The 12,735-nt window shown below is 62.8% G+C and carries 12 protein-coding genes; 5 read left to right on the forward strand and 7 right to left on the reverse strand.

What is annotated here, in order from left to right:
• Positions 1–17 precede the first annotated feature (17 nt).
• The 4 genes from BSU04_RS36215 to BSU04_RS36230 are packed head-to-tail and all read left to right on the forward strand — an operon-like array spanning position 18 to position 5,595.
• Positions 18–1,568, forward strand: coding sequence for a sugar ABC transporter ATP-binding protein (locus tag BSU04_RS36215; RefSeq protein ID WP_256983722.1), 1,551 nt, complete (start codon positions 18–20; stop codon positions 1,566–1,568).
• Positions 1,569–1,607: 39 nt separating this feature from the next.
• Entirely contained in the window at positions 1,608–3,707 is a 2,100-nt protein-coding gene (locus BSU04_RS36220) for an ABC transporter permease subunit (protein ID WP_089165036.1), read from the forward strand.
• A gap of 19 nt (positions 3,708–3,726) precedes the next feature.
• On the forward strand, positions 3,727–4,677 hold the full coding sequence (locus tag BSU04_RS36225) for a 3-hydroxyacyl-CoA dehydrogenase (protein WP_089165037.1): 951 nt from the start codon (positions 3,727–3,729) through the stop codon (positions 4,675–4,677).
• A 15-nt stretch (positions 4,678–4,692) separates the two neighbouring features.
• The gene (locus tag BSU04_RS36230; protein WP_089165038.1) at positions 4,693–5,595 is read left to right on the forward strand and encodes an SMP-30/gluconolactonase/LRE family protein; all 903 of its coding nucleotides are present in this window, start codon (positions 4,693–4,695) and stop codon (positions 5,593–5,595) included.
• A 48-nt stretch (positions 5,596–5,643) separates the two neighbouring features.
• Here the strand turns inward: BSU04_RS36230 and BSU04_RS36235 are convergent, their stop codons facing one another.
• The 7 genes from BSU04_RS36235 to BSU04_RS36265 form a co-directional block, all read right to left on the reverse strand.
• Positions 5,644–5,844, reverse strand: a complete 201-nt coding sequence (locus BSU04_RS36235) for a YXWGXW repeat-containing protein (protein WP_089165039.1) — start codon at positions 5,842–5,844, stop codon at positions 5,644–5,646.
• A gap of 55 nt (positions 5,845–5,899) precedes the next feature.
• Positions 5,900–7,048, reverse strand: coding sequence for a DUF1501 domain-containing protein (locus tag BSU04_RS36240; RefSeq protein ID WP_089165040.1), 1,149 nt, complete (start codon positions 7,046–7,048; stop codon positions 5,900–5,902).
• A 4-nt stretch (positions 7,049–7,052) separates the two neighbouring features.
• Positions 7,053–8,501, reverse strand: coding sequence for a DUF1800 domain-containing protein (locus BSU04_RS36245; RefSeq protein WP_089165041.1), 1,449 nt, complete (start codon positions 8,499–8,501; stop codon positions 7,053–7,055).
• 75 nt (positions 8,502–8,576) lie between these two features.
• Positions 8,577–9,050 (reverse strand): periplasmic heavy metal sensor, encoded by a 474-nt coding sequence (locus tag BSU04_RS36250; protein WP_089165042.1) that lies wholly within the window; start codon positions 9,048–9,050, stop codon positions 8,577–8,579.
• Positions 9,047–9,490, reverse strand: a complete 444-nt coding sequence (locus BSU04_RS36255) for a hypothetical protein (protein ID WP_089165043.1) — start codon at positions 9,488–9,490, stop codon at positions 9,047–9,049. The genes BSU04_RS36250 and BSU04_RS36255 overlap by 4 nt, the downstream gene beginning before the upstream one ends.
• Entirely contained in the window at positions 9,487–10,062 is a 576-nt protein-coding gene (locus BSU04_RS36260) for an RNA polymerase sigma factor (RefSeq protein WP_089165044.1), read from the reverse strand. Before BSU04_RS36260 ends, BSU04_RS36255 begins: the two co-directional genes overlap by 4 nt.
• Positions 10,063–10,307: 245 nt before the next feature.
• The gene (locus tag BSU04_RS36265) at positions 10,308–10,640 is read right to left on the reverse strand and encodes a YXWGXW repeat-containing protein (RefSeq protein ID WP_089165045.1); all 333 of its coding nucleotides are present in this window, start codon (positions 10,638–10,640) and stop codon (positions 10,308–10,310) included.
• A 505-nt stretch (positions 10,641–11,145) separates the two neighbouring features.
• Between BSU04_RS36265 and fliD the strand changes: the two genes are divergently transcribed.
• Complete coding sequence (gene fliD, locus BSU04_RS36270) at positions 11,146–12,648, forward strand: flagellar filament capping protein FliD (RefSeq protein WP_089165046.1); 1,503 nt, start codon at positions 11,146–11,148, stop codon at positions 12,646–12,648.
• Positions 12,649–12,735 lie beyond the last annotated feature (87 nt).

Genomic DNA, 12,735 nt, shown 5'->3' on the forward strand with positions numbered 1-12,735 from the left:
AGTAGAGGAGTGACGCCATGTCGAGTGCAGGGACAGAGACGATGACAGCGATGGGAACAAGCAGCAACGAATGGGCGCTCGATCTCTCGAAGGTCACCAAGCGGTTCGGCGCCACTGTCGCGCTCGACAACGCGTCGTTCCGCGTCAGACGTGGCGCCGTTCATGCGCTGCTCGGCGAGAACGGTGCCGGCAAATCGACGACCGTCAAGCTGTTGTCCGGTCTCATGCAGCCGGATGCAGGCAGCATCTCCATCATGGGCCGCAACGTGAGCATGCGCGGTCCCAAGGACGCGCATCGGGCCGGCGTGCAGACGGCATTCCAGGAGATGACGCTGGTAAGAGACCTGACCGTCGCGCAGAACCTGCTGATGGCGTACGAACCGACTGGCTGGTTTGGCCGTATCCGCCAGCGCGAATCACAAAAGCAGGCTGCGCAATGGCTCGAACAGCTAGAACTGGGCGATATCCGCCCGGGTGCGTATATCCGCGATCTCGCGCTACCCGTGCGCCAGAAGATCGAGATTGCGAAGGCGCTGGTCCGTCAGCCTGAAGTGCTGCTACTCGATGAACCTACGTCCGCGCTCTCCGGGCGTGACGTTGCGTGGTTGTCGCGACGAATCGAGGAGTTGAAGGCGCGCGGGGTGACTTTTGTGTTCATCACGCACCGGATGCAGGAAGTGCGCGAGTTCTGCGACAGCCTCACGGTGTATAGAAATGGCCATGACGTAGGCGCTTTCGACACCCATTCGATCTCTGACGACGAAGTCATTCGCCTCGTGATTGGCCGGTCGATGGACGCCAAATATCCGCCAAAAGTGGCGACCCCTTCGACGCTTCAAACCCCGGCGATGGAAGCGCGCGGCATCAAGGTGGACGGCGTGGTCACCGACTTCGACCTTACGCTCAAGCCAGGCGAAGTACACGGCATCGCCGCACTACAAGGCATGGGGCAGCGCGAAATTTTCGAGGCACTGTTCGGTGCCGAGTTTATCGACGCGGGTCAGATCCTCATCGATGGAAAGCGGGTAACGCTGACCTCGACCGCCGATTCGCTGAAGTCCGGCGTATCGACGAGTTTCCTGCCGGAAGACCGCAAGACCGAAGGTCTGTTCTTGCGTCTACCCGGCGGGGAGAATGTTTCGCTGCCGGTCATCAAGCGCTTCTCGCGCTTCGGCCTGATCGACAGGAAACGCGAGCAGGCCGCCATCAAGCAGGCGCTCGCGCAAATGGAAGTCAATCCGCGGGCGGTCTACAAGCCGTGCCTTTCTTTCTCTGGCGGTAACCAGCAGAAGATCGCCATGGCGAAATGGCTGCTCACGCAAAGCCGCGTGTGGCTGATGTTTGATCCCACGCGCGGCGTTGACGTGGGAACCAAGCACCAGATCTTCGTGCTGATGCGTGCGTTCGCGGCAGCCGGCGGCTCGGTGCTGTTCTATTCCACCGACGTGCCGGAGCTGGTCAATGTGTGCGATCGCGTTTCGGTGGTGTATCGCGGGCGCAATGTCGCCGAGTTGGCAGGCGAGGCGCTCACCGAAGAGAACGTGATGCGCAAGATGCTTTCAAGTTGATGGGCTCATGAAGCTCGTTCAGGCAATCCGAGGTCGATCATGAAAATTGCAATTGCGTCGCCCGATAGCGAGGTCGTGCGACCCGGGGGGCGTGTCGGTTTGTTGGCGCGCGTGGATCATTACCGCGGGCTGATCATCGCGATTGGTGCGCTGCTCGCGATGATGATTACGTGGGTGTCGCTGTCCGCCACGCCGGTCGGGCTGTACGACGTCGGCTCCGTGATCTCCAGCAGCGCGACGCTCGCGCTTGCGGCGATCGGGCAGACCATCGTCGTGCTGAGCGGTGGCTTCGACCTGTCGGCGTCGGCGGTGGTGTCGTTGTCAAACGTGCTCGCGGTCCGCTTCGTGCAGGGCACGCCGATCGAACAATGGGGTGGCGTTGCGCTGATTCTTGCGATAGGCGGGGGCATTGGACTGATTAACGGCGCGTTGATCGCGTGGTTCCGGTTGCAGTCGATCGTGGTCACGCTCGCCACCATGTTCATGGTGCAGGGTTTGACGCTGCTGATCCAGAACAAACCGGGCGGGAGTATCGGCGATCAGTTCGGCGCATTCATCACCTCCGATCTCGTGGCCGATAAAGTCCCCATGTCAGCGGCCGTGCTGGTCGCTGCCCTGCTCGTGTGGACCTCCGTCAAACGTACGCGCTTCGGCGTAGGCCTCTATGCGCTAGGCAGCGACCCCGATGGCGCCTATGCGAACGGTATGCCTGTCAGAGGCTACCGGATCGCGACCTATGCGCTCGCCGGCATGTTCTACGCGGCTGCGGGCTTGTATGTATCGGCACAGACCGGTTCTGCCGATCCGCTGGTGGGCCGGCCGTTGCTGCTCTCCATGTTCACGGCCGTCGTGCTGGGCGGCACGTGGCTGGGTGGCGGGCGAGGGGGTTGCGTGGGCACGGTGTTCGCCGCGATGACCCTGATGATCACGGTCAATATCCTGCTGGTGCTCAACGTCTCCGCGTTCTTTACGACCATCGCCGAAGCCGTGATCCTGATCCTGGCGGTGCTCGGGTCGTCGGTCGGCAAGCAGTCGGCAGCGCATCATTGCGCGCGCTACGCCGGACGATGGTTCACGGCGTGGCGCACCGGAACACGTGCGCGCAATGACCCGGGAGCGCGGCGCGTGAAGTTCGAAGTGGAGAACTTCCGTCCGATAGAAAACACGGAGCTAAAGGGGCACGTGCTGGGCGACTGGATCGAACGCAATCGCGAATGGGCCAAGTACGTCGTGCCGGCGTATCTGCTGTTCTTCGCGGTGATCGCGATCACGGGCGTGGTCTATGGCCCGGGTGTCCTCGCGAGTGCCAACTTCTATACGAGCTTGCTGACGCTGACCTTGTTCCTGGCCGTTCTAGGGCTTGGGCAGGGCGCCGTGATCCTGACGGGGGGGCTCGACCTTTCCGTGCCCTGGCTCATCACGCTGTCTGGCGTGTTGCTGACCGGGCTGACGCACGGCGTCAATGAAGCCGCGACGTGGGCCGTGCCGCTGGTGCTGTGCACCGGCTTGCTGGTAGGCGTGTTCAATGGTGTGGGCGTGGTCGTGTTGGGCTTGCCGCCCATCGTGGTCACGCTGGCAGCCAACGGCTTGCTTCAGGGCATTACGCTTATCTATTGCAACGGTTCGCCGCAGGGCTGGTCACCGTCGGCAATCAGTAATTTCACGAACGGGCGCGTGGGCCCCTTGTCGCTCGCCGCGTGGTGCGTGCCGCTGTTCCTTGCATTGGCGTTGCTGCTGCTGCATCGCACGGCTTTTGGCCGACGCATCTATGCAGTGGGCAATTCGCAGGTCGCGGCGAAGCTGTCGGGCGTGCGCGTAGGCGCCACCTTGATCGCGGTGTATTGCCTCTCAGGTTTGTGTTCCGCCGTGGTGGGCCTGTTGCTTGCCGGCTTCAGCAGCCAGGCTTTCCTCGGCATGGGCGACCCCTATCTGCTGCCTTCCATTGCGGTGGTGGTCGTGGGTGGTGCGTTGATCACCGGTGGCCGCGGTCATTATCTCGGTGTATTCGGCGGCGCGTTGCTGCTGACTGCGCTGGGCACGCTACTCGCCGGCACGACCGTGCCGCCCGCCGTACGCGACATCATCAACGGCCTCGTTGTACTGGCTGCCGTCATTACGTTGCGCGATAAAAAAGCTTGATCGTCGATGGAGCCACACCATGAGCAGACGCATTGCAGTGATCGGATCGGGACGGATAGGCCGCGCGTGGGCGATCGTGTTCGCGCGTGCGGGGTTCGAGGTCAGGCTTCACGACGCCGACCGCGCGATGCTCGACGGCGCGATTCCATCTATCCGCCGCAGTGTCCTGGATCTCGGCAAGTACGGACTGATCGATGAGCCGCAAGAGCAGATCGTGTCGCGTGTCACGGCATGTGAACAGCTCGCGGACGCGGTAAGCGACGCCGACCTGGTGCAGGAGAACATTGCGGAGATCGTGGAGGTCAAGCGCACGTTGTTCGCCGAACTGGACAAGCTGACACGCCCCGACACGCTGTTGGCCAGCTCGACCTCTGGCCTGCCTGCCTCCACGTTCACCGAAGCCCTGGAGGGTCGCGCACGGTGCCTTGTGGCGCATCCCGTAAATCCACCTTCGCTCGTGCCGCTGGTCGAACTCTGCGGGGCGCCGTGGACGTCGCCTGACACGCTGGCTCGTGCGCGTGCATTGTACGAAGAGGCTGGTCAGGAGCCTGTGACCGTTGCACGTGAGATCCCGGGTTTCCTGTTGAACCGCCTGCAAGGCGTGCTGCTCGATGAAGCATTGAGCCTGTACGCGCGAGGTTATGCAAGCGCCGCCGATCTCGACACCGTGATGCGCGATGGCCTCGGGCTGCGGTGGTCGTTCATGGGGCCGTTTGAAACCATCGACCTCAATGCGCCCGGCGGCGTCGCGGATTATGCGGCGCGTTACGGCGCGATGTATCGCTCCTTTGCAAAGGACAGCGTGCCGTTCGACTGGTCGCCCGACAGCATCGCGAGACTCGATGCCGAGCGCCGTGAAGCGTTGCCTCGCAATGAAATAGAAAGCCGCAGCCGCTGGCGTGACCGGCGGCTGATGGCCCTGCTTGCCCATCGTCGCGCGACCTCGAAGTCCGATGACGACAAGAGTTGATGACCGGAGACAACCATGATCGAAACCCGACTGATCGTCGATGCCAATAATCATCTTGGCGAGGGACCGCTGTGGGATGTGAAGGAGCAGCGCCTTTACTGGATCGACAGCACCGCTGCCGAAATCAGCAGTTGCCGCGCCGACGGCGGCGACATACGGCGTTATTTCGTGCCGCGCCACATTGGGTCGATGGCGTTGCGCGAGCGCGGCGGTGCCGTGGTTGCGCTCGCGAACGGCCTGCATTTCTACGACTTCGAGACGCAGACGGTCAAGCTCATTGCCGACCCGGAAAGCGACGATCCCGAGACGCGTTTCAATGACGGCAAGGTGGACCGGCGAGGGCGGTTTATCGCGGGCACGATGGCTTACGACTTCGACCGCTACGACGCCGATCGCGGCCAGCGTTCCAGCCGAAGCGGTGCGTTGTATCGGCTGGATACGAATGGTTCGGTAACGCGTCTGGACGGCGGTATAAGTTGTTCGAATGGACCCTGCTGGAGTCCGGACAGCCGCGTCTTCTATTTCACCGACACCTACGACAAGCAGATGTACGCATACGACTACGACATCGAGACCGGGGCAGTGGCGAACCGGCGGGTGTTCGCATCGGCGCGGGACATGGCGGGCACGTTCGATGGCGCGACAGTCGATGCTGAAGGCTATGTCTGGTCAGCGCTTGTCTTCGGCGGACGGATCTTGCGCTTCACGCCGGACGGCAAGCTTGATCGCGTGGTGGAGTTTCCTGTGCGCAACCTGACGAGCGTGATGTTCGGCGGTCCGAATCTGGACATCTTGTTTGTCACGACCATGGGCCGGCCGATGTGGGGCATCCCGCAGAAGGAGCGTGACAAGGGTGGGTTGTTCGCGATCACCGGGCTGGGCGTGAAAGGTTTGCCCGAGCCCAGGTTCGCAGGATAGGGGAGCTCGCATGCGTTTGAGCCGGCACAACAACCGTCCCTGGCGAAATCAGTACGCTGCCCAATGCCCGCGTTCCCACAACCACTGATTTCCCGCCCACCTGTAGTGTCCTTTCACCCAGTGATAACCCGGGGCCGGTTGTGCCGGCACGACTTCAACAAGCGGCTCCGGCCGTGGTGGACGTGCGGGTTCTACCACGCAAGCGGTGAGCATGATGCTAAGGAGTGCGAGGCTGATGACATGTTTCATTTTAGTTTTTTCCTGGTGAAGTTAAATAGGTGACTGCTTGTCAGTCGTTGCGCTGCTAAGTCCGCAGCAACCGGCTGGACATCGGGCTGGCGCTCTTCTGTGTAAAAAGAGTCGCCCTGACGTGAACCGGATCGAGGCCGAACGTTTCTCCGGCCGCGGCCGCAATCAGGCTGTCCAGCCCGAGCGTGGGCCGCAAATCCCTGCCCTGATACAGCGCCGAGGGCGCCAGCCCCGGCCAGTCCGCCAGAACCCGGCCGCCTTGCACCGCTCCTCCCAAAAGCATCGCGGCTGACGCCGTGCCGTGATCCGTGCCACCCGTTCCATTCGCCGTCGCCATGCGCCCGAACTCGGTGGCAACCAGGACGGTCGTGTTCGCCCAATGCTCGCCGAGGCCATCGCGCATGGACGCCATCATCGTGTCGAGCGCCTTCAGTTGCGCTCCCAGCCGCTGGTTCTGCGCGCTGTGCGTGTCCCATCCACCCGTCTCGATCATTGCAATGCGCGGGCCGTCGCTGCGGCCGAGGAAACTCGCGGCTAGCTTGCCGAGGCTTGCAGGGTCCTGACGCGCACCGGCGTCGGCGGCAAGGCCGCGAGCGTCCATCGCGGAACTCCAGAGCGCATGAAGCTGAGGGTCACCGGAATAGAGCTGGGAGACGCGCACCAACAGGTCATCAGGCGCCTGCGGCAACGCGGATGGTGCATACGATGTCACCTCGGCACGGCCGCGCAGCGCCAGCGGCACGGTGGACGCAAGCGCTATTGCGTTGGCTTTGGAGGCGGGCAGCATCGACACCAGCCGGTTGAGCCAGCCATCCTTCATTTGATAAGGCGCAGTACCGCCGGTTTCGAGCACGTTCTGGCCGTCGAAGTGTGAGCGATCACGGTACGGCGATGCAACCGCATGGACGAACAGCGCCTGCTGGGCGGCGTACATCTTCGCCGTCTCGACCAGCGACGGATGCAGAGCAAACGTACCGTCGAGCCTGGTTGCGCTCGACGGGTCAATCGCAAGCGCGCCGCGCAGGCTTGCATAAGCGGGATCGGCATAGGGCACGACAATGTTGAGACCATCGGCGGCGCCACGCTGGATCACAAAAACAAACCGCCGGTCCGACTCCACCGAAGCGAACGCCATGCGCGACCCGATCAGCATCGCACCGGCGCCTGCACCGGCGCACAACAAGAAATTCCGACGCGTGGTCATCGTGTCATCTCCTTTGGAAGTCGGGGGAAACCAGCAGCAGCGCAAGTGCGGTCGGCGCGCTTTCCGCTCGCGATAGTTCGGATGCCGTAGCATCGCTTAGCGAACCTGCAAGCAATTGGTTGCCGAGTGTGCGCGCGTCCAGCGTATCGCCAACGCGTGACGCAAATCGCTGTGCCAACTCCACCCGGCGCACGAGCGCATCGGGTGCGGCCCAGCTTGCGGCTATGTCGTCGTAGCCTGCGGGCGACCCTGGCCGCCACACAGGCTGGCCGAGCTGCGTCAGCAAGGGCGCGATCTGTGTGTTGCCGAGAGTGTTGAAACCCAGCCCCCGCAGCGACGACACCGTCCAGTCCCACGGCGTCTTGAACTTCGCGTCGACCGGCGCCCACGCCTCGGGCGAATCGATCAGCACCTGGTACACGCTGGACAGGTCGCCGTTCGTCGCGCTGAACACGCTGGCAAGGCGGTCGACCAGCGCGGGCGGTGGGGTATCGGCGACAAAATGCCGGGCGAGCTTGCCGGCAATGTGTTGCGCAGTCGCGGGCGAGGCAGCCAGATCGTGCAGCACGGCGAGGGCCTGCTGCTCGCCGGCCTGATCGTACTGCCGGTTCATGATCGTGCGTGTCCCCGGCTCGTGCAGCGGCTGGCGAAACACGAACTGTCCAGGCGCGGCAGCGTCATTGCGCTGGGCACCCGCACCCATGCCGCCGCCCATCGCACCGATGCTCCAGCCTGTCAGCGCCCGCGCGAACTCGGTCACGTCGTTTTGATCGTAGCCGCTGCGCACACCAAGCGTATGCAGCTCCATGATCTCGCGGGCCAGGTTCTCGTTCAGGCCGGGCTTGCGCTCAGGATGTCTTGCGGCGGCGCGTTCGGCCGCGGGGCTATCGGGGCCGACCGAGCGCGCCTGATCCAGGAAGATCTGCATGGCGGGATGACGTTCGACCGCAACCAGCATGTCCTCGAATCGGCCAAGTACATGCGGGCGGATGGCTTCGGCTTCGAACGAGCCGGCAAGCATGGCCACAGGCGGTTTTTCCACCGATACCGCGAAATGGTTCGACCAGAAGACCACCAGCCGCTCGACAAAAGGCGTGGGAGTTTGCAGCGCGCTCACGAATCGCGCGTTGACGGCTGCGCGATAGATATCGCGGAGTTTTTCGTTATAGGACTTGCGTACCGCCTGCTTGTCGTCGGCGCCAGCGTTGCGGATGGCGCTCTGGCGATCGGCGAATTCGGCTGCGAGCGCACTGCTTGATGGTTGGTCTCCTAACGCTTGCGGCATCGCCTGATAGCTTGCGCCAAAAAGCTGGCTCTTGAGCCAGCCCTTTGGATCGGACGGCGCTGCTTCGCCCGCACGGGCACCGAGTCCGAAGCGATTCAGCGCGATCGCGGCGGGGGTCACGGATGTAACCACGGATGTAGCGGATGTGCCTGATGTCACGTCAGCCATGGCTGTTCCCACGAATCGAGTTGCTATGGTGCTTGAACGGTGGGGCCGCCTGAATCCGTCGGTGTCCAGCCAAGTTTATTTTTTAGGCGGCGGCCCGACATGCAGCGGCCCGTGGCGCTCCAGCGCATCCACGAGTTTGAGCCGTTCATCGGGCGTCAGCGTGCCGGCGAAGTCAGCCACCGTTGCTTCGACCCGCGCACGCACCGCAACGTCGGCCTCGCGCGTGCGGGCGAGCGCTGCGTCGAGCGCGGCGCGATCGAATTGTGGAGCAGCAAGGGCCTGTACGACATCGAGTCGACCCGAGCGCGCGCCTACTATCAGCGGCAGGCTCTCACGGCGTGTCTGCCGCAGCGCCTCGCGCAACTGGTTCTGACGTTCCGGAGGCAATTCAGCCGCAGCGAAGCGCAAGCCGCGTTGCTGCGCGAGCACCTCGGCCTTCTGCTTCGCCACCCATCGATACGTCCCGCCCGCTATTGCCCCGAGCAGAAAGATGTTGAGCACCAGCGACACGATCAGCAGTGTCTTGAGCCGGGTTGTCGGCATGGTCATTGGTCGCTCCAGTCGGCCGTCGCGCTGCTAAATACGGTGCTTTCACCGGTTTGATCGAAAAGGCTCGGCGGGTTCGCCGGCGTGATGTAGATAGATCCGGTCAACGAAATGGCCAGCACGCCCGCCGCGATTCCCGCCACACCCACGCCCACGAGACCCGCGCCCGAGAGCCACCAGTGCGGCCGTTTCCACGCAGGTTCCTGACGTGCTGGGGCCAACGGTGCGCACGCCAGGATACGCCGGACCAGATCCGATTCGGGCGCGGCAACGCTGTGCCCCGACAGCACGAGATCGAGCGAGCGGGCGTCGGCAAGCGCAGCCAGGACGACCGGGTCACGTTGAGCGAGCAGCGCTTTGGCTTCTGCGCGTTCGGCGGCCGGCCAGTGTTCCGGCATGGCGCCATAAGCCTCGGTGAGGCGGCGAAAACGTTCGGGGGTCATCGGCGTTCCTTTCCAAAGACATGCTCGCCGCGTTCGCCGGCAAGACGGCTGCGCAGCGTGCGGCGTGCGCGCGAGAGCAGGCTTTCCAGCGCTTCGACGCTGATACCCATCAAAGCCGCTGCCTCGACATTGGGCAGTTCCTGGTAGTACTGCAACACCAGTGCCTCGCGCTGGCGTGCCGGCAACGCAGCGAGCGCGGCGGCAATGCGCTCACTGCGCGCGGACTCGTCGAGTTGATCTTCCGGCAGCGGCGCCTGATCAACGGGTTCGGGCGCGTCGTCATCGGAGATGACATCCTGACGGCGCCGCAAGCGGTCATAACACAGGTTGAGCGCCACGCGGTGCAGCCAGGTGTCAAAGCGTGCCTGGCCCCCCTTCCAGCGCGACGCCTGCTTCCAGATCCGGATGAACGCTTCCTGTGCCACGTCGCTCGCTTCGTCACGGTCTCCCAGCATCCGGGTCGCGAGCGCGAGCAGCCGCGGCAGTTTGCGCGCGACCATCTCGCGAACCGCTCCGGGTTCCCTGCCATCGATACGGGCTAGCAACTCCGCGTCCGGGTCTTGTTCGTTCAATGTGGTTGATCTCGCAGCACATGTTCAACAGCCTGCGCCGGGTTGGTCTGCGGCCCGGCGCGCCAGCGTGGGAAATGCTCAGTACACGACGACCGCCGGCCGATAATAAGCCGGCCGGGCTGGATAAACGACGCACGCAGAAAGCGCTGCGGCCGCAAATGCAATGGCGACTAGAGTTTTAAGCATGAGTGTCTGTCTTTGCCCGGGAGGTGACGAAGCGACGGTGAGCGTAGGTGGGCGCTGATTCAGCGTGCCCAGTGACCTTCGATCCAGCGCCAGTTCGGTCCGCGTTGCACCCAGTGCCCCGGCACCCAATGTGCGCCGACCCGTACCGGCCGCCAGTGGCCCGGCACCCATTCATAGCCGCGGCCAGCCCAGCGCCAGTGGCCGCTGTCCCACACATAACCGGGACGTCCTGAGGGAATGACTTCCGTGCGCATCGGCGGCGGTGCCGACGGGGCGATGATCACCTCTTGCGCGAATGCCGGCACGCTGGTCAGCGCGGCGAGCGCGGTAACGACGGCCAAAACGGCCTTTACCGCGAACGTGGGCGAAGCCCGTTTTCCTGGTGCTTTCATAACGGTTTCCTGGAGGTAGAAAAGACGCTCGATGCAAGTGCTGTCGAGTGCTTAAACGCGGGCTCACCGGAAATCCGTCGCACGATTTTGATTTTTTCAAGCGTGCTGAAAACAGGGCGAGATGTCGCGATGCGCTCGCCCGTATAAAAGCGGCTAAGCGCGCCGCTTTCCCTTATTCATCGCTGATTCGACACGTCCCCAAGTCATGGACGTATCGAATCATCCGACAAATAGATGAAAACTTTCCTAAAGTATTTTGTCGGCTTGCCGTAATATATTGGTAATTAATCGTAACATTGCGTAACACGCGCTGCCGCTCAGTTGCACGTCGACGCAACACGCAAATGAGCGATTGAGCGCTCCGGATTAACGCAACCACTCAAAGCCTTTTGGCAATGACTTGAACGGCTATTTTCCCGGCTTGTGTCACGAAAGTGTCATCTCGTATGAAGGGGAGATGCTGATCAGCCCAACCCAGGGATAACCCAAGGGAGTTCCAGTTTCCATGTCTGACGCAATCAAGTCCGCGGGACAATCTCTAATCAACGGCTCAACCGGCAAGAATACCGACGTCCCCGCGCTCGTCGCGGCTATCGTCAATGCCCGGGTTGCCGGATTAAACGCGGCTAACGCGGCAAAACAGAAAACCAGCACCTCGCAACTGACCGCTGTCGGTTCGTTGAAATCGGTCATGTCGTTGCTGCAAAGCTCGCTGGCGTCGCTGTCGGATGGCACCGCGCTGTCCGCCGTCACCGCTAAAGCCGACGGCAAGGGCTTGACGGCCACCGCCGGCAAGGGCGCCACGTCCGGCAGTTATGCGATCCAGGTCACCAACATCGCGACATCGCAAAGTATCACCTCGGTTGGGTTCGGCGCCAAGGAAACGCTGGGGGAGGGCACGCTGAAACTCTCGGTGGGCGGCTCGGACGTTTCGATCAAGATCGATTCGTCGAATAACACGCTGAGCGGCATTGCAGCCGCAATCAATGCCGCCTCGGGCAATCCCGGCGTGAGCGCAACAGTGATCACCGGCACGGACGGCGCGCATCTCGTGCTGCACTCGTCTACCACGGGCGTGGCAAACGGTATCTCGGTGGAGGTCACGCCGACCGGCTCGGGCGACAACACCGGGTTATCGAAGCTCAACGTCAGCTCGTCCACCTCCACCGTCGACCCGTCTGACCCGACCAAGACCGTGGCGCCGTACACGACTATCGGGACATCGGCGAACTGGAAACAAACCGCCGCTGGCAAGGACGCGTTGCTGATGGTGGCCGGCACGGAGGTCAGCAGCCCGAGCAACAGCGTGACATCGGCCATTGCGGGACTGTCGATCAACCTGACCTCTGAGTCCGTGGGCACGACGCAGACGCTGAGCGTCACTACCGACACGACTGTCCAGCAGACGTCGATCAAGGCCTTCGTCACGGCCTATAACAACTTCGTCAACATGGCGGCGTCGCTGACTTCTTTCGACAAGTCGCAACCGAAGGGCTCGCAGGGCGGTCCGTTGCTCGGCGACTCGATGATGAACACGGTCAGGAATGCGCTTGCAACCGTGATCAGCAAGGGCGTCCCGACTGCGTCGGACGGGACCAAGGCAATGACGAACCTCGGGACGATCGGTATCACGCTGCAAGAGGGCGGCACATTGAAGATCGACGAGACCGCGCTGAACGCGGCGCTGGCCAACAAGCCCGGCACGGTCAACGCGTTGTTCAATTCGAGTTCCGGCCTCGGTGCGGAGATGAACAAAACGCTCAAGACCTTTCTCAAGAAAGATGGCCTGCTCGATACCCGGACGACGTCGCTCAACAAGGACCTCGACAACATCAAGGTCCAGGGCACGAAGCTGGATGCATTCGCCACACAACTGACGAACGGCTACAACGCGCAGTTCACTGCGCTCAATACGCTGATGGCGCACATGAGCAGCAATGCGAGCTACCTGACCGCGTTGTTCGGCGGGGCCAACAGTGCGGGCGCACTGGCCGGAAACAAGGGTTGATCAGGAACGCGCCGCGCGACGAATGACGGTAAAAACGAACCGGGGCGTCCTGTCAGGACGCCCCGGTTCGTTGCGCGACGAAGAAAA

It is taken from the genome of Caballeronia sordidicola, from assembly GCF_002220365.1.
GTDB classification, from domain to species: domain Bacteria; phylum Pseudomonadota; class Gammaproteobacteria; order Burkholderiales; family Burkholderiaceae; genus Caballeronia; species Caballeronia sordidicola_C.